We start from the raw sequence: 21,018 nt of genomic DNA on the forward strand, positions 1-21,018 counted from the left end.
ATCGGCGGGGATGGTGGAAGGACGACGGCGATGAAGATGTGGACCCTGATGGCTGCGGCCGCGCTGACGCTGTCGGCGTGCGGCGGCGCGGATGAAAAGCGCGAGCCGACCGCCAAGGCGGCGCCCGCCGGCGAGCAACTCGTCCTGGCCTCGAACCTTGTCGCCGACACCAAGACCGTGGGGGGCGAGATCACCACCCGCGACCAGTCGCAAGCCCGGGCGCGCATTTCCGGCGTCCTGGTCGTCCTGTCGGTGCGCGAGGGCGATATGGTGAGCCGCGGTCAGCAGATCGGACGGGTCGTCGACGACCGGATCGGTTTCGAGACCAGGGCCTATGGCGCCCAGGTCGCCGCCGCCGAGGCGGAGGCGACGCGCGCCCGCGCCGACCTGGGACGGATCCAGGACCTTTATGACCACAATGTCTACGCCAAGGCGCGCCTGGATCAGGCCGTCGCGGCGTCGCGCGCCGCAGACGCCCAGGCCGCCGCCGCCCGCGCCGAACGCGGCGCCAGCGCCAGCATGGCCGGCCAGGGGGCGATCCTAGCGCCGGCCGCCGGCCGCGTCTTGAAGGTCGAGGTCACGGCCGGATCCGTGGTCAGCCCCGGAATGTCGGTCGCGACGATCACCGCAGGCCCCCCCGTGCTTCGTCTCGAACTCCCCGAATCCCTTGCCGGCCGGGTCAAGCCCGGCGCGCGCGTCCTGCTGACGGCGGACGATCTGCCGGTCGAAGCGCGCCAGGGACAGGTGACGCAGGTCTATCCCGCCATCGTCGGCGGGCGGATTCAGATTGATGCGGCCGTACCGGGCCTGACCACCGAACTGGTCGGCCGCAGGGTCGCGGCCTCGATCGAGATCGGCCAACGTCAGGCCCTGACCGTACCCCGGCGTTTCGTCACGACGCGTTATGGTCTGGACTATGTGGAAGTGATTTCACCTGACCGGAAACCCAGCGCCGTCCCGGTTCAGACGGCGCCGACGAACGACCCTGAAACGGTCGAAATCCTGAGCGGCGTCAAGGCCGGCGACAGGCTGGTCGCGACGAGGACGCAAGGATGAAACTGGGCCTTTCCGGGCGCCTGACGCGCTTCACCATCACCTCTCCGCTGACGCCGCTGTTCCTGCTGGCGGCCATCGCCGTCGGCCTGCTGGCCCTGTTCTCGATCCCGCGCGAGGAAGAGCCGCAGATCAGCGTGCCCATGGTCGACATCCAGGTGGCGGCGCCCGGTCTGGCGGCCCCCGATGCGGTCGAACTGATCGGGATTCCCCTCGAGACCATCGTCAAGAGCGTGAACGGGGTCGAGCACGTCTACACCCAGGCCGAAGACAATGGGGTGCTGGTGACGGCGCGCTTCCTGGTGGGGTCCAACCCCGAGGACGCCGCCATCCGGATCGAGGAAAAGCTGCGCGCCAACCGGGACCGGATTCCGGTGGGGGTCCCCGATCCCAAGGTGACGGTGCGCGGCATCGACGACGTGCCGGCCATCGTCCTGACCCTGACCCCGAAACCGGGAGCGGCGGGCCAGTGGACCGATCAGGCCCTCTATGATCTGGCGCACAAGCTGCGCACCGAAATCGCCAAGGTCGATAATGTGGGCCTGACGTTCGTCACCGGCGGTCGGCCCGACGAGATCCGCATCGCTCCTGATCCCGCAAAGCTGAATCAGTATGGCGTGCCGCTGGGCCGTGTGATCGAGGCGGCGTCTCAGGCCAACCGCAGCTTCCCGGTCGGCAATGTCCGCGAGGACGGCCAGGCCGTGGCCGTCACCTCCGGCCGCACCCTGTCCTCGGCCCAGGAGATCGGCCTGCTGACCGTCCGTTCCGTCACCGGCGCGCCGGTCTATCTGCGCGATGTCGCGGACGTGGCCCAGGGGCCGCGAGAAGACCAGGCCCGGGTGTGGCGCTGGGCCCGGCATGACGGGCAGTGGGCCAGCACGCCCGCCGTCAGCATCGCCATCGCCAAGCGCGCCGGCGCCAATGCGGTGGTGGTGTCCGAGGCCGTGCGTCAGCGCGTCGAAAACCTGGAAGGCAAGCTGATCCCGGAGGGCGTCGAGGTCGCGGTCAGCCGCGACTACGGCGAGACGGCGAACGAAAAGGCCAACGAGCTGCTGTTCCACCTGGCTCTGGCCACGGTGTCGATCGTCGTGCTGATCGGCTTCGCCATCGGCTGGCGCGAGGCCGCCGTCACCGCCGTGGTCATTCCCACCACCATCCTGCTGACCCTCTTCGCCTCCTATGTGATGGGCTACACGATCAACCGCGTCAGCCTGTTCGCCCTCATCTTCTCCATCGGCATCCTGGTCGACGACGCCATCGTCATGATCGAGAACATCGCCCGTCACTGGGGGATGCGCGACGGGCGCAGCCGAACCGAGGCGGCCGTCGAGGCGGTGGCCGAGGTCGGCAATCCCACCGTCGTGGCGACCCTGACCGTCGTGGCGGCCCTGCTGCCCATGCTGTTCGTGTCAGGTCTGATGGGTCCCTATATGGCGCCCATCCCGGTCAACGCCTCGGCGGCGATGATCTTCTCCTTCTTCGTCGCGGTGGTGATCGCGCCGTGGCTGATGATCCGGTTTGCGCGAAAGACCCTGGCCCACGGCCAGCACGATCACGCCCATGAAGAGGGCGGCGGCAAGCTGGGACAGCTGTACGCCCGCGTGGCGCATCGCGTGATCGACAAGCGGTCCTCGGCCCGCAACTTCCTGATCGGCGTCGGCCTCGCCACCCTGGTCGCCTGTTCGATGTTCTACTTCAAGGCGGTGACCGTGAAACTGCTGCCCTTCGACAACAAGTCGGAGATCCAGGTGGTGGTCGACATGCCCGAAGGGACCAGCCTGGAAGCCACCTCCCGTACCCTGGACGAGGCGGCGGCTCAGATTCGCACCCTGCCCGAGGCGGACGCCATGGAAGCCTATGCCGGGGCCTCGGCGCCGTTCAACTTCAACGGTCTGGTGCGGCACTATTTCCTGCGCGACCGGCCTGAGATGGGCGATCTGATGATCTCCCTTCTGCCCAAGGACGAGCGCAGCCGCTCCAGCCACGCCGTCGCGCTGGATCTGCGCGACAAGCTGAAGGCCCTGCCCCTGCCCTCCGGCGCGTCGATCAAGGTGGTCGAGACGCCGCCCGGCCCGCCCGTGCTGGCCACCCTGCTGGCGGAGATCTACGGCCCCGACGCTGAAACCCGGCGCAAGACCGCGCTGGAAGTCGAAAAACTGTTCCGCTCCGTCCCCTATATCGTCGATGTCGACAACAGTTTCGGCCAGGAACGGCCGCGACTGCGGCTGGTCCCCGTTCGGGATCGCCTGGACTATTACGGCCTGTCCGAACGCGAGCTGCAGGATTCCATCGGCGCGATCCTGGCCGGGTCCACGGTCGGCTATGCGCCGCGCGGCGACGGCCGCTCGCCCCTGCCGATCACCGTCGCCCTGCCGCAATCGGCGCGCAGCTGGAGCCGCACCCTGGCCACGACGCCGGTGGCGGTGACGACCGGGCCGACGGGACCGCGCCTGATCGAACTGGGCGAGGTCGTTGACGGTCGCCGTGAAGCGGGCAGTCACGCCGTCTTCCGTCGCGACGGCCGACCGCTCGACATGGTGACCGCCGAACTGGCCGGCGAATACGAGGCCCCCATCTACGGCATGCTGGCGGTCAATCGCGCCATCGAGGCCCATGACTGGGACGCGCTGGGCCTGCAGAAGCCGGCCGTCCGCCTCAATGGCCAGCCGGAGGATGAATCCGTTCCCACCCTGCTGTGGGACGGCGAGTGGGAAATCACCTGGGTCACCTTCCGCGACATGGGCGCCGCCTTCATGGTCGCCCTTCTGGGGATCTATGTGCTGGTCGTGGCCCAGTTCCACAGCTTCAAACTGCCCCTGGTCATCCTGACCCCCATCCCCCTGACCCTGATCGGCATCGTCATCGGCCACATGCTGTTCGGCGCGCCCTTCACCGCGACGTCGATGATCGGCTTCATCGCCCTGGCCGGCATCATCGTGCGCAACTCGATCCTGCTTGTGGACTTCATCCGGCACACGGCCTCGCCCGACAAACCCTTGCGCGACGTCCTGATCGAGGCCGGCGCCATCCGGTTCAAGCCGATCCTGCTGACCGCCCTGGCGGCCATGATCGGGGCGGCGGTGATCCTGACCGATCCGATCTTCCAGGGCCTGGCGATCTCGCTGTTGTTCGGTCTGGCCTCCTCGACCCTGCTGACCGTCCTGGTCATTCCGGCCATCTATGTCGTGCTGCGGGATGACGGAAAACCCGCGACCCGATGACGCCGCACCAAGCCCCCATGGCGGATCTGGCCAGACACGCCCATGCGGCCGCTGCGGAGTTGAAGCTGCTGGCGAATGAGCATCGCCTGTTGCTGCTCTGCCGGCTGACGCAGGAGGAATTGTCGGTGGGGCAGCTTGTGGGGCTGTGCGGCCCGTCCCAGTCCGGCGTCTCTCAGAATCTGAGGCGGCTGCGCGAGGGCGGGCTGGTGAAGACGCGTCGCGACCGCTCAACCATCTATTACAGCCTCGCCGACGACACGGTTCGCCAACTCATCGACATCGTATGCGACCGCTTCGCCCGCCCTCGGACACCCGACTAGACGAAAGGACGCCAGTCCCTCCGCCCGCGCCTTATCGACGGGGCGCCGGGGTGACGCGGGCGAACCGGGCGGCGTCCCCACGGGGCGGGGCTGACGCCTCGGCCGAGGGCGCCGAAGCCCCGGCGGAGGGCAGGAGGCGCGGGCCGACCGCCTGTCCGTCGCCGCAGAAGATTTCGTACAACATGCCCATCACCGCCTGGGCGCGTTCGTCGGCGATGGAATAGTAGATCGAACGCGACTGGCGCCGGGTCTTGACCAGGCCGTACTGGCGCAACTCCGCCAGTTGCTGCGACAGAGCCGGCTGCTTGATGCCCAGATCCGCCTCGAGCTGTCCGACGGATCGCTCCTCCGCAGCAATATGGCAGAGGATCAACAGCCGATTTGTATTGGCCAGCTGACGTAGCAGTTCGGCGGCCTGGGGCGCCTTGTCCTTCAGCCGCCCCATGGCCGCGGCCTGGTCGTCGCTCATGCGCGGCGCTCGCGATAATACCAGGGCGCATCACCGTCGCCGTCGGCCAGGGCCGCATCCAGAGTGGTGGCGGCCGGCTCCAGCAGGGGCTCGCCGGGCGACCATCCGGCCGGCGTCGACGCCTGCTCACGGTCGGCGGTCTGCAGCGCCGTCACCAGCCGCAGCAGTTCATCGACCGATCGGCCGATGTTCATCGGATACCAGCTGATGGCGCGCACGATCCCGGTCGGATCGATGACGAAGCTCGCCCGCACCGTGGCGCTGTCGCTGGAGCCGGCGTCGACCATGCCGAAGGCGTGACCGATGGCCATGGACGGATCCTCGATGATCGGGAAGGCCACCTTCACGCCGAAGCGGCGATAGATGTCCTTCAGCCAGGCCAGGTGGGAATAGAGGCTGTCCACCGACAGAGCCATCAGGTCGCAGCCCAGGGCGTCGAAGGCGTCCGCCCGCCTGGCCAGGGCGATGAACTCGCTGGTGCAGACCGGCGTGAAGTCGGCCGGGTGCGAGAACAGCACCAGCCACCGCCCGCGATAGTCGCTGAGCCGTTTCTCGCCCTGGGTCGTGCGCGCGATGAAGTCCGGAGCCGGATCATTGATACGGAGGGCGCGCAGGGCGCTGGGGCTGTGTGGCGGGGCGGTCTCAGTCGAATCCATGGGCGGAATCTAGTGACTTTCAAGCCGCTTCGCCATACTGAAATACATACCTGCAAGAACTATGAAGGTGTTTATACGTCGATCGCGGACATGGACGGCTCGAGCTCCGCAACCCACCCGCGACCAGGCCTCATATCCAGGGAGGTATTTCACCCGCGTCAACGGTGTGGACGCCTCTGGCGCCCAAGTGTGGTCGGCGCAGATTCTAGTCGTCGGTCCAGGTTTGATGGCGGAAGCGCGCAGGCCGGGTTCGGTCGTGGCCGGCGCCGACCTGCCAAGGGCGTCAGCGAACAGCCTGGCGCTGTAGGCCGAGCCGTTGCCGGTCATGACCCGCTCGACGACGACGCGTGACGCTGAGGGTGTCCAACACCGCACACAGGGAACGGTCGGCCGATGTGAGGCGCTATGCGCTTGAGATGAGCGGTTCGCCCGCCGCTCCAGGAGCCGCCCATGCCCATGAAAATCTCTCACTTTCCCAACCCGACTTCCGGGGCACGGACGCAGCCAGAGACGATCACATGAACGCCCGGTCGACGTCGGGCCTGGCGCAGGGCGGTCTCGGCGGGCCCGAAGATCAGCTGCTGGAAGACGGACAGGAGGAAGTCTTCTCCCGCGCCGAGATCGAGAGCGGGCGCATCGAACACCATGCCAATACCCAGACCGCCCCTGATCCGGGCGAGATTGAACCTTCGTCCCCTAACTCAGACCAGAGCCTGACCGCGCCGGCGGACGCCCGCGCCAAAGACAAGGCCCGGGGCGCGGCGGCCTGAGCATGGTTCAAGGCCTACGCGACCCCATCCCGGACACGGCGGTTCATCTTTGCGTCGACATGCAGCGGATGTTCGTCGAGGACACGGAGTGGCGCACCCCCTGGGCAGCTCGCGTGCTGCCCGTCATCGAACGGCTGTGCGAAGCGAAGCCGGAACGCAACGTCTTCACCCGCTTCATCCCCGCCGCGCGCCCGGGCGAAGGCAGGGGCACATGGCGCGGCTACTGGGAGAAATGGTCGTCGATGACTCTCGACGCCCTGGGCACTGAATTGGTGGATCTGGCGACGCCGCTTCAACGCTTCGTCCCTCCCGGACGCCTGATCGACAAACACGGCTACTCGCCGTGGTTTGGAACCGATCTCGACCCGGTGCTGCGGCGAAGCGGCGTGGACACCCTCGTCGTCACAGGCGCGGAGACGGATGTGTGCGTCCTGGCGGCGGTGTTGGGCGCGGTCGACCTTGGCTACAGGGTCGTGGTCGTCAAGGACGGCCTGTGCAGCTCTTCGGACGCCTCTCACGACCGCCTCATCGCCCTCTATCACGAGCGCTACGGCCAGCAGGTCGAAGCGGCGGAATGCGCGGAGGTTCTCGATGCCTGGCGCTGACAGGGACGCCTGGCGGCCGATCAATCCGCCCGACGAGAACGGCCCCCGCGACGGCGCCCTCCCGGCCTATGTCGCCAATGGGCTGATCGGGCTTCGGGTCAGGGAAATGCCGCTCATGGCAGGTATGACCCTGGTCAATGGGGTGGTCGGGGAAAATCCGGAGCGCCGGGTGGAAGCGGCCGCCCCCGTCCCCTACCCGCTCGCCGCCGATCTCTGCGTCAATGGCGTCTGGATGTCCGATCAGCCTTGGGCGGTCTCGGACCTTCGCCAGGCCTACGATTTCGCCACGGGTGAACTCACCAGCCGGTGCCGTGTCCGGCTCGGCGGAGTGGACGCCGCCATCGAGATCCTGACTCTCGCCAGCCGTACCGCGCCGACCCTGGTGATGCAGGAAATCCATGTGCGGCCGGACGCGCCCTGCCACATGCGTTTGCGCGCCGTTGTGGCGACCACGGACCTGCGCGGACGGGTCGCCCGACGCCGCACCGACACGCCGGGCGAGCCTGAGCCGGCCTGTGACGGGTCTCTGCTGTGGTCGACCGAGGGGGACCTGTCCACATGCGGTGTCGCCCTGGCGACCGAGACCACGCCGGGGGCCTCCCCCGACGTCACCGCCTGGGACGCGACCGGACCATTGCAGACCACCTACGACCTCGGCACGGTCGGCAAGCGGGGCGCGAGCCTCAGACAGATGGCCGCGCTCATCCCCTCGCTGATCCATGCACGCCCCGACGAAGAGGCGGTCCGCCGGGTTGCGCGGGGCGCCCAGACGGGTTTCGACGTCCTGAGAGCCCGAAACCGAGACGCGTGGCGCGAACTGTGGCGGGGACGCATTGTTGTCGATGGGGCGACGCCAGACCACCAGGCGCTGATCGATGCGGCCTATTTCTACCTGAACAGTTCGGTGCATCCAGCCTCGCCGTCCGCAACTTCGATCTTCGGCCTCGCGACCTGGCACGACTACAATTATTACTTCGGCCACGTGATGTGGGACATCGACGCCTTCTGCGTGCCGCCCGTGATGCTGTCTCAGCCGGACGCGGCGCGGGCGCTGCTGGATTTCCGGAGCCGGGGCCTGAGGGCGGCGAAATCGAATGCGCGGCTCTCGGGCCGGCAGGGCGTGCAGTTTCCATGGGAGGCCGCGCCCCTGACGGGGCAGGAGGCGGCGCCGGGGGCCGGGTCGGCGGCGGCGCACGAAGACCACGGGTCGCTGCATGTGGCGCGGGCCTTCGCCCTGTTCGCCGACGCGACGGGCGACGAGGCCTTCTTGAGGGACGACGCCTGGCCTGTGCTGGAAGGCGTGGCCGACTGGATCGTCAGCCGCCTGACGCGCACCGCGCGCGGATATGAACTGATACGCGCCACGGGCCCCGCCGAAGTGCCGGATCCGCCCGACAACGACGCATTCAGCCTGATGTTGTCGCACGACGTGCTGTGTCGCGCCGTCGCCGCCGCCGAAGCGACAGGACGCACGCCCCGGGCCTCATGGGCCGAGGTCAGGGACAACCTCTATCTGCCGGTGCGGTCCGACAAGGTCATCGCCGCACATGACGCCTTCCGCATCGACGAACCCAAGGGCGCGACTCCCTCGCCGCTGGGGGGCCTCTTTCCAGGCGGGTACCAGACCGACGAAGCAGTCGAACGCCGGACGCTCGACTTCTACCTGGCGCACTGGCGCGATTATGTCGGCGCGCCGATGCTCCCCGCCCTCTATGGCGTCTGGGCCGCCCGGACCGGCGATCGTACCCTGGCGCTGAAGCTGTTCGAGGAGGGGTACGCGGCCTATGACGCCGGGCGATTCCACCAGTGCCTGGAATACCGGCCCGACCACCCTGACAGCGAGACTGCGGCCGGTCCCTTCTTCGCCAATCTGGGCGGGATGTTGCTGGGGCTGCTGTTCGGCTTCACCGGCCTCGATCCGAAGGGCGATCCCGCCCATTGGCCTGATCGCCCTGTAGTCCTGCCCGAAGGCTGGCGCGCCATCTCCGTCGAACGTCTCTGGTTCGGCGGACGAACGGCCTCCCTGAGGGCGGATCAGGGGGCGGAGCGGGCCGTCATCAAGTTTCATTGAAAAGGAAAGAGACCCATGTCCGTCATCGACAAGGCGCTGGCCGCCATAACGCCCCAGCCTAACGAAGAGAAACGCCAAGAGGCCACTCAAAAGGCCAGAGAGGCGGCGGCGCCTGGAGATTGGCTGTCGCTGGCCCTGGATCACCATGACCAGATCCGCGCCGCCTTCGCCGAAGGCCGCAATGTCCGTTCTGCGGCTGACCGCCGCGCCGCCATGGACCGGCTGGCTCTGGTGCTGAACGGCCATTCCCTGGCCGAAGAGATCGTCCTCTATCCGGCTATGGCCCAGAACGGTCACAAGATGCAGGCGGGCGTGGCCTATTCCGAACAGACGACCGCCAAGATGCAGATGGCGGAGTTGGAGAACATCGCCCCTTCCTCGGACGCCTGGCTCGACAAGTGGGGCCACATCGAGGGCGCGGTGCTGACGCACATGTTCGAGGAGGAGAACGGCTGGTTCATCCACCTCAAGGAAAAGGGCGAACATCAGGACCGCCTGACCGCCCGTTACAAGGAGGAGTTCGAGCGCTACGCCGGCGCACTGTGACCGCGTCGCAGTCTGGGCGTTAAGGGCGTTCCGTCTGAACCCGCCCCTTGAAGGGACGGGTTCAGACGGCCGGGGCCGTGAGCTCACTTCCCCTGTACATCCGCCTCCCGGCGCCGGGCCACGGTCGAACGTATCGACCGGTGACGCGGCCGGACCTGGCCGTCGACGTCGATCATCCGACCGCTTCTCGCCAGCCCGGCTGGTGCAGCCGTCAATGCGGCTTCAGGATCACCTTGGTCCATTCATTCTGGTTTTCCTTGAAGTTCTTGTAGCCCTCCGCCGCCTGTTCGAGAGGCAGGCGGTGGCTGATCAGGTCGGTGGTGTCGATCCCCCCCTCCAGGATCAGCTGAAGCAGCTGCGGCAGGTAGCGCTGGACGTGGGTCTGGCCGGTCTTGAGCGTCAGCCCCTTCTCCATGAAGGCCCCGACGGGGAACTTGTCGGCAAAGCCGCCATAGACGCCTGGCACCGAGACCGTGCCGCCCTTTCGGACCGCCATGATGGTTTCGTGCAGCACATGGGGGCGGTCGGTGCCCAGCCGCGTCTCCTGCTTGACCGCGTCGATGATATTGTCGGGCGAGAAGCCGTGGCTCTCCATGCCCACCGCATCGATGCAGCTGTCGGGGCCCAGACCCGCAGTCATCTCCAGCAGGGCTTCGCGCACCTTGACCTCGTGATAGTTCAGCACCTCCGCGCCGTTAGCCTTGGCCAGCGCCAGACGGTTGGGATGATGGTCGATGGCGATGACCCGACCTGCGCCCTGCAGGATGGCGCTCTTGACCGCGAACAGCCCCACCGGGCCGCAGCCCCAGATCGCCACTGTGTCGCCGGGCTGGATCTGCGCGTTCTCCGCAGCCATCCATCCCGTCGGAAAGATGTCCGACAGGAACAGGACCTTCTCGTCCTCGATGCCGTCCGGGATCTTGATCGGACCATAGTCGGAATAGGGGACGCGCGCATATTCCGCCTGCCCTCCCGCAAAGCCGCCGGTCAGATGGGAATAGCCGAACAGGCCGGCGACTGACTGCCCATAGGCGATCTCGGTAGCGTCCGCCTTGTCGGCCGGGTTGGAGTTGTCGCACGCCGCCGGCATCGACTTCTCGCAGAAGAAGCACTGGCCGCAGGCGATGACGAAGGGCACGACGACGCGGTCGCCCTTCTTCAGGCTGGTGTTGCCCCGGCCGACCTCGACCACCTCGCCCATGAACTCATGGCCCAGGATGTCGCCGTTGGACATGCCGGGGATCATGGAGTCGTACAGGTGCAGGTCCGAACCGCAGATGGCGGTGGCGGTGATCTTGATGATGGCGTCGCGAGGATTGACGATCTGCGGGTCAGGGACGGTGTCGACCTGAACATTGTGTTTGCCGTGCCAGGTGAGGGCGCGCATGGGCGAATCCTTATCGAATGGGGTCGGAAAAATCAGAAGTGGCGAGAGGCGCGGGGCGCGGCGTCAGGCGCCTTGGAGGTCGAAATCTCGCCCGTCTCCATCAGCTGCTTGAAGCGACGAAGCTCGCGTCGGGCCTGGATGCGGGGTTCGCGCTGCATCACCTTGGCGACGACCTTGCCGACGATCCCCGCAGGCGGCTCGTAGCTGATGAAGACCCGCACCTCCGTGCCCCGCCCGAAGGCGTTGTCTCTGAACGCCACCCAGCCTTCGTGGTCGACGTCGGAGCCTTCGCTGGAGGTCCAGGCGATGCGTTCGCCGGGAACGTCCTCGGTGATTTCGCTGGTCAATTCGACGTCCTTGTCGCCTGGGCCGGCGACGATCCAGCGCGAGCGGCCGTCTCCCAGCACCTCGACCGACTTCACGGTCTCCGAGAAGGTCGGCAGGTTCGTGAGATCGCGCCAGTAGGCGTATAATTCATCGCGAGGCCGATTGATCAGGACGGCCCTGAGGCTGGACGCCTCGTATTCGCCCTCGCGTCGATCCTTGTCGACGAATGCGGTCGACCCGACATCGGCGTCGGTCGAAACTTCACTATAAGACATGGGCTTAGCTCCGGTCAGCTGAGTCTGGTCAACCACCCGGCCGGAGCTTCGTTCCCAGTGTCCGCGAAGGAACAGGCGCGGCTGCCGGGGGTCGGAAGCCGGACCCAACCCCGGAGTTCCCATGACAGACGCCCTCGCCCAGACCGCCGCCGAAAACGCCCGGCCCCCTGGCCGAGCAGGCAGGATGGCGGAGCCTGGCTCCGGCGCCTGAGCCGACGCCAGGCAGGATATCCCCCGCCGATCCTCACGGGGCGGCGTGACATCCGCAGGCGGTCTTCGTCAGGCCGCTGGCATCCAGGATCCGGATCTTCCCCCGCCCGGTGCGCGCTCCCCCGGCGCCCTCAAGCGCCCGGCACGAGCCGTTGACCGTGGAGCGACGGAGCCCGAGCATGTCGCCGATACGCTCCTGCGACAGCAGGATGTCCTGGCGCGGGGCCGCGCGGTGAATGGACAGCAGAAGGTCCGCGACGCGAGCGGTGGCGAGATGTCGGCCGACGCAGACGAGGCGGCGTTCCAGCCTCGCGCGTCTGCGGTCCTCTGCGTCCAACAGGTGGAGCATCCCTGCCTCGCCCGCCCGATCAAGCCAATCGACCAAAGCAACCCGATAGATTTCCCCGTCGGTGATCCACTGACCGGCGACGGAGCGGCCGGTCCCGGTCGCCACCACGTGACCCGGTCCCAGGATTTCGGCCGACAGGTCCGAGCCCGCCGCCTCGGTGGCCAGGCAGCCGGAAACGATCACCGCCACCTCCCCCGCCCCGAGGTGGAAGTCGCCCGCGCGGCGGGCCTCGACGACGCCCACCGACAGCGCCCAACGACGTCGCTCGGGCGGCAAGGGCGAGAAGGCCTGCCACAGGCGTAGGGTTTCGGTCGTCAGACCCGAAGCGGCCGAGGCCGGCCGTTGACGCGCAGGCGCGCTCGCATCCGCCAAACAGTCGGGCGCAAAAGCAGAGGATTGTTCTTGGGGCATGCTCTTTCCTGCGCCTCCATTTCGGGGGGCGCATTCACATAGGTGAACGACGCCCCGGGAACCTCTAGTCTCTGTCAGATCGCCGCGACGCCGTGAGGCGGTCGCGGCGATCTGACGCTCAGACAGGCTCGCGCTGAAGCCGCAGGAAGGCGGGGTCGAACTCCGCCAGTTCTGCGAGCCTGTCCCAATCCAGAATTTCGATCCGTCCCTGGCCCCAAGTCAGGATGTTCCTGGCGCGGAGGTCGGCCACCAGCCGGTTCACGTGCACCGTGGACAGGCCCAGCACGTCGGCCAGGACGGCCTGCGACAACGGTAGTTCGAACCTACAATCGGTGGCGTGACGCACGACCTCAAGCCGCTTGTAGAGTTCGCACACAAGGTGCGCGAGGTGCGCAAGGGCGCTCCGCCGGCCCATGGACGCGATCCACTGGCGGTGGATCGCCGCGTCGATCACGGTGTCGAGCCACAGCAGCCGGGTGAGGTGAGGATGCTCCTCGGTAAGTCGACGCAGAACGACGTGAGGCGCCGGGGCGATCACGCACTCCGTCAGGGCGACGACGCCATGGTCCATCTGCTTCATCATGAAGCTATGCAGATCGACAAAGTCGCCGCTGACGTTCAGTTCGGTGATCTGCCGTCCGCCATCCGCGAGTGTCGAATAGCGAGCCGTGAAGCCGCTGGTGAGCAGAGTGCTGTGCTCCGGCCGCGCGCCCTCCCGGACGATATCGGTCCCGGCAGCGACGCGTTGCAATGGCCCCAGCACCTCACGAAGCGCCGCCGCTTCTTCAGGCGTCAGAGCATCCCTGCGGCTCAGCTTTTCGATCAGACCGTACAAAATCACCCCACCGCCGCGTAACGTGTCCGGGGTCCAAACGTTGCGAGGCGGCGGGACGTTCACATGGGGATGCGCGTCGCAGAACACGCGCTCGGGGTTGGCCCATGAGGCGCGCCAACCTGCTTCTGCTTCACCCACGTCGGGTCTGGGTGCGGCGCTCCCGAGGCGTGTCCTCGACGGCCAGGGAGGATCGGCCTCGGAGTTGGACATCCTTCCAAGGCTAGTCTTGCACGGCCCCGACGTTCAATCTCGCCAGCATATGGGCCACGGCCTTCGCCGACATCTCTTCGGCGATCAGCCCGGTGACGACAGCTCCGGCGGTGTCCGTGCAGAGAATGCGGAACGGACCCGCGCCCCGGATGTCGATCTCGCCGCCCCGCAGCACCTCGCCCATGATCGTCAACGTCATTCGACGGGCGGCGGCCTCGTCCGCCAGTTCCTCGCCGTCGAGGTCCCGGAATGGGCGTCCATTCAACATGTTAAAATGATAATGCGGCATGGACGCCCGGCGGTTCGAGGGGATCAGTCGAGGAGGACGGTGGTCTTGCCCGCGCCTGGTCCTGCGCCCAAGTCGGCGCCAGTGACGGGGTTCGCGTCCGGATCCGACGCGGTTCGCAGCGCGAAGGCGTTCACGGACGACTCGTCGGCGGACTCGAGGACGACCGAGGCCGAACCGTCGCCGCCGTCGACAGCCATCTGGTTCTCCTGATCCTCGACATACTCCCACTGCTCGCCCTCGTTCCAGGGACCGCGTGTATTCCCCTCGCCCTGCGACAGGTCATAGTATTTGTCGCTGAACTCGGGCACGCCGCCGATCTTGCCGGCGGGGAAGTTGGGATCGATGGCGTAGAGCGCCTTTTCGAATGACTTCTGGTGCGCGACCTCGCGGGTCATCAGGAACATCAGCGCATCCTTGACGCCCGGATCGTCGGTGACGTTGATCAGGCGCTCGTAGACGATCTTGGCGCGGGACTCGGCGGCGATGTTCGACCGCAGGTCGCAAGCCGGATCGCCGATCGAGTCGATATAGGCCGCCGTCCACGGCACGCCCGCCGAGTTCACCAGCGCCGGCGCGCCGCCGTACAGGATGGAGGTCGTGTGGCTCTCGCCCCGATCATTCAGGGACATGTACAGATCCGCCTCCTCCAGCGCCGCCTCGGCCATCTTCCCCTTGGCGCCGCGGTTCAGCATGGCGACGATCGAACCGATCACCTCCAGGTGGCTGAGCTCCTCGGTGGCGATGTCGAGCAGCATGTCCTTGCGGCCGGCGTCCTCTTCAGCCAGCGCCTGCGTGAAATAGCGCATCGCCGCCGCCAGCTCGCCCTGCGGACCGCCGAATTGCTCGAGCATGAGCGTCGCCAGGCCGGGGTTCGGCTCGGCGACGCGCACCGTGTACATCAGTCGCTTGTTGTGAATGAACATTGAGAGGGTCCTGCTGGGGGTGATGGACCCGTAACCGGAAGCCGTCATCGCTGTTCCGAAAGTCACACAGCAGACGTTCGAGCCGGGCGTTCGGTGCGCCGCCCACGTCCCGGCGGAACATCGCCAGACCGCCCTTGGCCAAGCCGAGGTCGCCGAGATCATGACGACGGATTGGGACGCTTCCCGCCCCAGTTCAAGTCCGAACTCAGGGCTGACGCAAGCCCGCGCGACGGCCGGGCTGCGCTCAGGCGATCACGGCCAGCAGCACCGCCACCCAGTGAACGGCGGCGGCGGCCACCACGTGGCCGTGCCAGATGGCCCGTCGGAACCGGAGCGCCTTGCGCGCATAGAAGCCGACCCCGATCGAATACAGCAGGCCGCCGACCGCCAGCAGGATCAGCGGCGCGATCCCGAGGCTCTCCATCAACGGCTGAACCGCGATCACCATGAGCCAACCCAGGGCCAGGTAGATCGCGATCCAGAAACCGCGCCCCAGGCCCGGCAGCAGCAACTTGGCCAGGGCGCCGAACAGCGCCGTGGCCCACACCGCCGCCGTCATCCCCCAGGCCCAGCCCCCCGTCAGATGTTGGGTGGTGAACGGCGTGTAGGAGCCCGCGATCATGAGGAATATCCCCGCATGGTCGAAGCGCCGCAGCACCGGCTGAAACCGCGCGGGCGCGAAATTATAGGCCGTCGAAAGCGCGAGCATCGTCAACAACCCGCCTGCGTAGATGGCCGAGGCCGCCAAGCGGCCCACATGGCCGAACCCGATCGCCAGACCCAGCAGCATCCCGCCCCCGACGAGAGCGAGCGCCAGACCCGTCAGGTGCACCACCAGATCGGCCAGCCGCGCCTGGGGGTCGTCATAGTGTTTCATGAGCGTGGATGGGTCGGTCACGGGCGTATCCGATGCTGGGCCGCCAACGGCTACACCGCCTCCAGGAGGCGCGCCAAGCGCTGCGGCGATTTCAAGCGGCCAGTTCGAGGAATCTGCCGCTTAAACCGTCACCGGCACAGGCCATCCGCCAGGCGCCTCAGCCTGTCACGCCAATTGCCGCCGACATCATCGGCCTCAAGGGCGATCACAGCCGGATCAGGTTCTGCGGCAGGCCGGGCGTCTTGACCCGCAACCGGTAAAGGCCGCCCAGAGTCGGTTGTTCGCCGCGCTTGTCGGCGTTCCCCAGCCAGGCCGTGGTCATATAGAGGTCGCGCAGATCCTCGCCGCCGAAGGCCGCCTTGGTGACGGTCTGGACCGGCATGTCGATCTTGCCGATCCGTTCGCCCTCAGGCGAAAACTGCGCCACCCCCCAGCCGTTGAACAGACCGACGTGCAACACGCCGGCGGAATCCATGCTGGGACCGTCGGCATAGCCGTCGTCGGTCACGGCGAAGACCCGCCGGTTCGACAGCGCCCCGTCGTCATGGTCGAAGGCCAGGATGGTCCTGGCCAGGGTGTCGTGGTGATACAGGGTGCGGCCATCCGGGCTGAGGCACGGCCCGTTGGTGACGCCATAGCCATCGTCGTGCCGTGTCAGCTCGCCGTCGGCCCAGCGATACAGGGCGCCGGTCTTGACCACCTCGCTGTCGTCCATCGAGCCGAACCACAGCGACCCGTCAGGGGCGACGAAGCCGTCGTTCAGCCGGTTCTGCGGCCGGTCTTGCTCGACCGGTTGGATCAGAGTGAAGACACCCGTATCCGGTTCAAACCGGTGCAGGCCGCCGCGCACCCCGCAAACCAAAGATCCGTCCTCGGCCGGCAGGGCGAAACCGATCTGGTCGGGCGTGTCCCAGGACGCCGTGTCGCCGGTCGCCGGCGTATAGCGGTGCAAGCCCCGGCCCTTGATATCGACAAACCAAAGGGCCCCGCGCACGGCGTCCCAGGCGGGGCCTTCCGCCAGCTCGGCCCCCAGGTCCCAGACAAGTTCGGCTGCGGCGCTCATTGTCCGCTTCCGAACCAGGCCGCGACGAAGGCGCACGCAGCCGCACCCACCTCGTCCGCCGTTCGGCCGGGTCTGTAGAGGGCCGAGCCGATGCCGAAGCCGTCGGCGCCCGCCGCGCGCCAGGCGCCCATGTTGTCCGGATCGACGCCGCCGACCGCATAGACCGGCTGCCCCTTGGGCAGGACCGCCTTGATCGCCTTGACGGCGCCCGGCCCGGCCAGTTCGGCGGGAAACAGCTTCAGCACGTCGGCCCCCGCCTCCAGCGCAGTAAAGGCTTCCGTGGGAGTGAAAAAGCCGGGCATGGTGAACAGGCCCAGCGCACGGGCGCGTTCGATTACGCGCGGGTCAACGTTGGGCGAGATCACCAGTTGCCCGCCCGCATCCGCGACGTCCTGCGCGGCCGAGGGCGTCAGGACCGTGCCCGCTCCCACCACCGCCCGGCCATCCATCGCGTCACGCAGCCTCCGGATGCTCTCCAACGCGCGGGGAGAGTTCAACGGCACCTCCAGGCAGGTGAAGCCGGCCGCGACCAGGACCTCGCCGATCTCGACCGCCTCCTCGGGCGTCAGGCCGCGCAGGATGGCCACGAGGGGCAGCGTCTTCAGGGCCTTTTCGACGGCCTGGGTCATGGGATCGCCTTCCAGATGCGGTGGAGTCCGTGCGCCACAGCCACTTCGCCGGAGGTGCTGCGGATGTCTTTAAAGCCGGCCAGAGCCAGGGCGCGTGCATAGCGTTGGCCCAGGCCCGCCTCGCTCACCACCTGCACCGGCTTGTCGCGATGGGTCGTCTCGGCCGCCAGTTCGGTGCCGATCAACAGGCCGGACAAGAAGTCCGCCGCCCCCTCTGGGCGCAAGGAGCCGGCCAACTGCCGGACGCGAACAGTGAACAGGTGGGCGGTGACGGCCGGGTCGGACAGCGCCAGCCGCACCCCATCGTCGAAGGCGGCGTCGTCACCGCCCGGCGCTCCCATGTCGCGACCGATCAGTGTGGCGTGGCGCACGGCGGCGAACAGTTCGCCGGTCAGATAGGTGCGAAAGCCCGCGATGGCGCCGTTCTCGACCCGCACCCATTTGCTGTGGGTGCCGGGGGCGATCATCAGGCCTGTTTCGTCTGGGCCGAACAGCCCCAGCGCCTGCGTCTCCTCGCCGCGCATGACGTCGCCCAGTCCCTGGGGCGTCAGGGCGACGCCGGGAACGATATAGATGTCGCGCGCCGCATCCGGTCGGGCCAGTCGCGCAGCCAGGGTCGCCACATCGGCCGGGCAGAAGGCATAGGGCGTCTCGATCCAGCCTTGGCGCGATCCGGCCATGCCCGCGATCAGCACCGGCGCCAGGTCCAGCCAGTCGCCCGCCACCTCTTCAAGCACCCCGAGGAAGGCGCCGGAGGCCAGGCGGCCGACGCCGCGGGGGTCGATGCGCCGATCCAGCACCGCCCCGTCCGCCCCCAGTCGCATGACGCGCAGATTGCTGGTGCCCCAGTCGACGCCGATCAGTCCGGTCATCTCGATGCGTTCATACAATGAGCGATCACCACCAGATCGAATAGACCAGGATCAGGAAGGCCACGACGCCGACCGCGGCCAGATTGAAGCCCAGCGAGGTCTTGTAGCTGATCTGGTCCAGCTTGATCTTCATGGCGTCTGGCTTGGCCGGGATCAGCAGCGACACGACCACGGCCGCGACCAGGGAGACGACGAAGACGACGCCGACCCGGTTCATGAAGGGGAAGATGAACTGGCCGGTCTCCTGCAGCCACCAGAAGATGGCCGACAGCACCACCGAGCCGATGGCGGCGGTCAGGGCGCCAGCTTCAGACGCGCGCTTCCAGAACAGGCCCAGCATGAAGATGACGACGATGCCCGGCGTGAAGAAGCCCGTGAACTCCTGGATGAACTGGAAGGCCTGATCAAACCCGCCCAACAGGGGACGGGCGGTCAGGATGCCGATGACCACGGCGGCGACGGCGGAGATGCGGCCGACCGTGACCAGCTGGTGCTCGGGCACGTCCTTCTTGATCTTGGCGTAGAGGTCCAGGGTGAAGATGGTCGAGATCGAGTTCACCTTGGACGCCAGCGAGGCGATGATGGCGGCGATCAGGGCGGCGAAGACCAGACCCTTCAGGCCGACCGGCAGCAGGTTCATCATCGACGGATAGGCCTGGTCCGGCGCCGACAGGTTCGGGGCCAGGATCAGGGCGGCCATGCCGGGCAGGACCACGATCACCGGCATCAGCAGCTTCAGATAGGCGGCGAAGGCGATGCCTTTCTGGGCTTCCGGCAGCGACTTGGCGGCCAGGGCGCGCTGGATGATGTACTGGTTGAAGCCCCAGTAGCTGATGTTCATGACCCACAGGCCGCCCAGCAGAACGGCGATGCCCGGCAGCTCCTGATAGTGCGGATTGTCCTTCGACAGGATCATGTCGAACTTCTCGGGGAACTGGGTCAGCAGAGTGTGGAAGCCGGCCGCCGCGCCGCCCTCGCCGCCGATGGTCGACAGGGCGATGAAGCCGATGATCAGACCGCCGCAGACCAGCAGGGCGACTTGCACGATGTCGGTCAGGGCCACGGCCTTGAGGCCGCCCCACAACTGATAGGCCAGGGCGAAGACGCCGATGGCGACGATGGCGTAATCCTGGTTGAACCCGGTCACGGTGTGGACGGCGATGGCGCCCAGCCACAGGATCGAGGTCACGTTGACGAAGACGTAGAGCAGCAGCCAGAAGACGGCCATGACATTGCGGATCGTCGGCCCGTACCGCTGCTGCAGGAACTGCGGCATGGTGACGATGTCGTTGCGCAGGAAGATCGGCAGGAAGAACTTGCCGACGATCAGCAGGGTCAGGGCCGCCATCCATTCATAGGAGGCGATGCCCAGGCCGATCACATAGCCCGAGCCGCTCATGCCGATGATCTGTTCGGCCGAGATATTGGCCGCGATCAGCGAGGCGCCAATGGCCCACCAGGGCAGGCTCTTGGACGCCATGAAATAATCGGTGGAGGTCTTCTGCTCGCCGGCCTTGGTCCGCGAGACCCACTGGGCCAGGCCGAAGATGAAGACGGCGTAGATCGCCAGAATGGCCAGATCGATGCCCGCGAGCGTCATGTGCATTTCCCCCAACTATCGTGCCCTTTGGTTCGGGCTTCCGCAAAAGCCTAAGGGAGGCGCGGGCGGGCTGCAACGGCTTTTTATATATGCGTAAACATTTCACGGGCGACAATGTTAGGGTCGGTGTCCTTCGAGGCTTCACCCGATCAGGGAGCCCCGGTAGCCTATCCATCTTCCGACAGGATTCTCATGACTGGCCAAGCTTCCACCGACGATCGCAAATACCGCGCCCCGGCGCTCGAGAAGGGGCTCGACGTCCTTGAGCTGTTGTCGGCCCAGGGCGAACCCATGACGCCATCGCAGATGTCGGTGACGTTGGGGCGTTCGGTCAGCGAATTGTTCCGGATGATCCAGGTGCTGGAGTTCCGCGGCTATATCGAACAGTCGCCGGACGGCTATCGGCTGACCAACCGCCTCTTCACCCTGGGCATGACCCAGGCCCCGATCAAATCTCTGGTCGACGTCGCCATGCCGGCCATGCGTGACCTGGCGTCCACTACGCGACAATCCTGCCATCTCGTCGTACCCTCCGGTGACCAGATCGTGGTCATCGCCCGGATCGAGAGCCCCGGAGATCTGGGTTATTCGGTCCGGATCGGCTATCGCCGCAGCATTCTGGACGCCACCTCGGGGCTGATGTTCTATTCGCGCGCCAACGAGCGAGCGCGCAAACATCTGCACGACCGTCTCGTCGCCCTGTTCGGAGCGGCGGTGGTGGCCGAGTTCGCCGAACGCGCCGACGCCATGACCCAGGGGGCGCATGTCGAGCGGGCCAGCGATTTCGTCGTCGGCGTGACCGATCTGGTCGCCCCGATCATGGGCTCGGACGGCGTCATCGCCACCCTGATCACGCCCTTCATCGAACAGACGCCCATGGTGTGCAGCAAGGCGGAGGCAGCGACCCTGCTGGTGCGGACGGCCACAGCGATCTCCGGGCAGATGAGCGCCGTCTCCCAAGCCTGAGAGCCAGGACAGTCCACCGTTGACAGGGCCAGTGGCTATTGCCATTTTCGTGGACGGCACAGGTTTCATTTGTAAAATCTCACA

The 21,018-nt window shown here is 67.0% G+C and carries 21 protein-coding genes; 8 read left to right on the forward strand and 13 right to left on the reverse strand.

All coding sequences use genetic code 11. The annotated features are described in order from the left end of the window. Positions 1-30: 30 nt before the first annotated feature. Genes GYM46_RS01865 through GYM46_RS01875 form a run of 3 tightly spaced genes read left to right on the forward strand, consistent with a single transcriptional unit; the run spans position 31 to position 4,594 of the window. The gene (locus GYM46_RS01865) at positions 31-1,056 is read left to right on the forward strand and encodes an efflux RND transporter periplasmic adaptor subunit (RefSeq protein ID WP_040349379.1); all 1,026 of its coding nucleotides are present in this window, start codon (positions 31-33) and stop codon (positions 1,054-1,056) included. Then, positions 1,053-4,274, forward strand: a complete 3,222-nt coding sequence (locus tag GYM46_RS01870) for an efflux RND transporter permease subunit (RefSeq protein ID WP_008264399.1) — start codon at positions 1,053-1,055, stop codon at positions 4,272-4,274. The genes GYM46_RS01865 and GYM46_RS01870 overlap by 4 nt, the downstream gene beginning before the upstream one ends. Further along, entirely contained in the window at positions 4,271-4,594 is a 324-nt protein-coding gene (locus GYM46_RS01875) for an ArsR/SmtB family transcription factor (RefSeq protein ID WP_040349377.1), read from the forward strand. Before GYM46_RS01870 ends, GYM46_RS01875 begins: the two co-directional genes overlap by 4 nt. Positions 4,595-4,625: 31 nt before the next feature. Here GYM46_RS01875 and GYM46_RS01880 read toward each other — a convergent pair whose 3' ends face one another. Together GYM46_RS01880 and GYM46_RS01885 are read right to left on the reverse strand one after the other, a co-directional pair. Next, a complete protein-coding gene (locus tag GYM46_RS01880) occupies positions 4,626-5,063 on the reverse strand; it encodes an ArsR/SmtB family transcription factor (RefSeq protein WP_008259340.1) in 438 nt (145 codons plus the stop codon). Beyond that, the gene (locus GYM46_RS01885; protein WP_008263171.1) at positions 5,060-5,719 is read right to left on the reverse strand and encodes a peroxiredoxin; all 660 of its coding nucleotides are present in this window, start codon (positions 5,717-5,719) and stop codon (positions 5,060-5,062) included. The genes GYM46_RS01880 and GYM46_RS01885 overlap by 4 nt, the downstream gene beginning before the upstream one ends. A gap of 416 nt (positions 5,720-6,135) precedes the next feature. On the opposite strand from GYM46_RS01885, the gene GYM46_RS01890 reads away from it, so the two are divergent. From GYM46_RS01890 to GYM46_RS01905, 4 genes are read left to right on the forward strand one after another with little or no spacing between them, the layout of a single operon-like run. Then, positions 6,136-6,489: a hypothetical protein gene (locus GYM46_RS01890; RefSeq protein ID WP_154725215.1), complete on the forward strand. Its 354-nt coding sequence runs from the start codon at positions 6,136-6,138 to the stop codon at positions 6,487-6,489. A 2-nt stretch (positions 6,490-6,491) separates the two neighbouring features. Continuing rightward, positions 6,492-7,094: a cysteine hydrolase family protein gene (locus GYM46_RS01895; RefSeq protein WP_008259980.1), complete on the forward strand. Its 603-nt coding sequence runs from the start codon at positions 6,492-6,494 to the stop codon at positions 7,092-7,094. Beyond that, entirely contained in the window at positions 7,081-9,165 is a 2,085-nt protein-coding gene (locus GYM46_RS01900; protein WP_008259975.1) for a glycoside hydrolase family 65 protein, read from the forward strand. Before GYM46_RS01895 ends, GYM46_RS01900 begins: the two co-directional genes overlap by 14 nt. Before the next feature lie 15 nt (positions 9,166-9,180). Further along, positions 9,181-9,711: a hemerythrin domain-containing protein gene (locus tag GYM46_RS01905; protein ID WP_008261341.1), complete on the forward strand. Its 531-nt coding sequence runs from the start codon at positions 9,181-9,183 to the stop codon at positions 9,709-9,711. A gap of 211 nt (positions 9,712-9,922) precedes the next feature. On the opposite strand, the gene GYM46_RS01910 is transcribed toward GYM46_RS01905, so the two are convergent. The 11 genes from GYM46_RS01910 to GYM46_RS01960 form a co-directional block, all read right to left on the reverse strand. Further along, positions 9,923-11,098, reverse strand: a complete 1,176-nt coding sequence (locus GYM46_RS01910; protein WP_008263934.1) for a zinc-dependent alcohol dehydrogenase — start codon at positions 11,096-11,098, stop codon at positions 9,923-9,925. A gap of 32 nt (positions 11,099-11,130) precedes the next feature. Further along, positions 11,131-11,700, reverse strand: coding sequence for an SRPBCC family protein (locus GYM46_RS01915; RefSeq protein ID WP_008263669.1), 570 nt, complete (start codon positions 11,698-11,700; stop codon positions 11,131-11,133). Between the two features lie 244 nt (positions 11,701-11,944). Continuing rightward, the gene (locus GYM46_RS01920) at positions 11,945-12,670 is read right to left on the reverse strand and encodes a Crp/Fnr family transcriptional regulator (protein ID WP_008263661.1); all 726 of its coding nucleotides are present in this window, start codon (positions 12,668-12,670) and stop codon (positions 11,945-11,947) included. Between the two features lie 118 nt (positions 12,671-12,788). Continuing rightward, complete coding sequence (locus tag GYM46_RS01925; protein ID WP_244304271.1) at positions 12,789-13,643, reverse strand: Crp/Fnr family transcriptional regulator; 855 nt, start codon at positions 13,641-13,643, stop codon at positions 12,789-12,791. An 82-nt stretch (positions 13,644-13,725) separates the two neighbouring features. Further along, the gene (locus GYM46_RS01930) at positions 13,726-14,004 is read right to left on the reverse strand and encodes a DUF6894 family protein (RefSeq protein ID WP_372704767.1); all 279 of its coding nucleotides are present in this window, start codon (positions 14,002-14,004) and stop codon (positions 13,726-13,728) included. Between the two features lie 23 nt (positions 14,005-14,027). Next, positions 14,028-14,927: a manganese catalase family protein gene (locus GYM46_RS01935; protein ID WP_008258843.1), complete on the reverse strand. Its 900-nt coding sequence runs from the start codon at positions 14,925-14,927 to the stop codon at positions 14,028-14,030. A gap of 244 nt (positions 14,928-15,171) precedes the next feature. Next, positions 15,172-15,804: a PAQR family membrane homeostasis protein TrhA gene (trhA, locus tag GYM46_RS01940; RefSeq protein ID WP_008263735.1), complete on the reverse strand. Its 633-nt coding sequence runs from the start codon at positions 15,802-15,804 to the stop codon at positions 15,172-15,174. A gap of 205 nt (positions 15,805-16,009) precedes the next feature. Next, a complete protein-coding gene (locus tag GYM46_RS01945) occupies positions 16,010-16,867 on the reverse strand; it encodes an SMP-30/gluconolactonase/LRE family protein (RefSeq protein ID WP_008263857.1) in 858 nt (285 codons plus the stop codon). Beyond that, entirely contained in the window at positions 16,864-17,496 is a 633-nt protein-coding gene (locus GYM46_RS01950) for a 2-dehydro-3-deoxy-6-phosphogalactonate aldolase (protein ID WP_008260372.1), read from the reverse strand. Before GYM46_RS01950 ends, GYM46_RS01945 begins: the two co-directional genes overlap by 4 nt. Next, positions 17,493-18,368: a 2-dehydro-3-deoxygalactonokinase gene (locus tag GYM46_RS01955; RefSeq protein ID WP_050771605.1), complete on the reverse strand. Its 876-nt coding sequence runs from the start codon at positions 18,366-18,368 to the stop codon at positions 17,493-17,495. The genes GYM46_RS01950 and GYM46_RS01955 overlap by 4 nt, the downstream gene beginning before the upstream one ends. A 25-nt stretch (positions 18,369-18,393) precedes the next feature. After that, a complete protein-coding gene (locus GYM46_RS01960) occupies positions 18,394-19,968 on the reverse strand; it encodes a sodium/sugar symporter (protein ID WP_040349981.1) in 1,575 nt (524 codons plus the stop codon). 192 nt (positions 19,969-20,160) lie between these two features. Here GYM46_RS01960 and GYM46_RS01965 point away from each other — a divergent pair, with 192 nt between their 5' ends. Next, entirely contained in the window at positions 20,161-20,934 is a 774-nt protein-coding gene (locus GYM46_RS01965) for an IclR family transcriptional regulator (protein WP_008264181.1), read from the forward strand. Positions 20,935-21,018: the final 84 nt, after the last annotated feature.

The organism is Brevundimonas mediterranea (assembly GCF_011064825.1).
Lineage (GTDB): Bacteria > Pseudomonadota > Alphaproteobacteria > Caulobacterales > Caulobacteraceae > Brevundimonas > Brevundimonas mediterranea_A.